A 543-nucleotide genomic window follows, 5' to 3' on the forward strand; every position below is an offset into this window, starting at 1 on the left:
AGCCAGCGCGCACTATCCGGGAGGCCCGTCATTCGATCACCGAGCGCAAGGAGAAGGGCCTCAGCGCCGCTATCTGTGGTGAGTGCAGTCGCCAGCGCCAGCAGTGCATTGGCCCAAGTCTGCCATTCGGAATGAGTGCTGTCTGATTCCGGAGTCTTCAGCATATCCTTGGAACCAAGATCCAGCGTCTCAAACAAGTCTTCAGCCACTGCGGCGGCAAAATCTTGCGCGACGACCTGCATGAATGCCTGCTCGAAAGCAGGAACATGATCGTCGACCTTTGCTTCCTTCAGAAGTAGCCGCAAGGCCGGCACCTGTATGGAGGAGTCGCTCCAAGTAGAGCGATAGCGCGCATCGATACATCGGAAATAGGCGCTAAGGATTTCCTCTGCGATGTTATCGCCCGCGGGCACGTTCCCGCTTGCTAGCTTCTCCGCTAGGCCATCCGCAATCCAGAGCGGCAGATTGTAGATGTCGCCCGCTACTGTGGTCAAAGCCTCGATCGGATCGCCTCCGATCAAGGACGAGTTTACCGGGCCAGTG

The 543-nt window shown here is 57.8% G+C and carries 1 protein-coding gene; it reads right to left on the bottom strand.

The features are described 5' to 3' along the window. Positions 1-521 (bottom strand): hypothetical protein (locus ACKGJN_RS16715; protein ID WP_409540700.1); only part of this gene is annotated, 521 nt, incomplete at its 3' end. Positions 522-543: the final 22 nt, after the last annotated feature.

This window comes from Gillisia xinjiangensis (assembly GCF_046298265.1).
GTDB lineage: Bacteria > Bacteroidota > Bacteroidia > Flavobacteriales > Flavobacteriaceae > Gillisia > Gillisia xinjiangensis.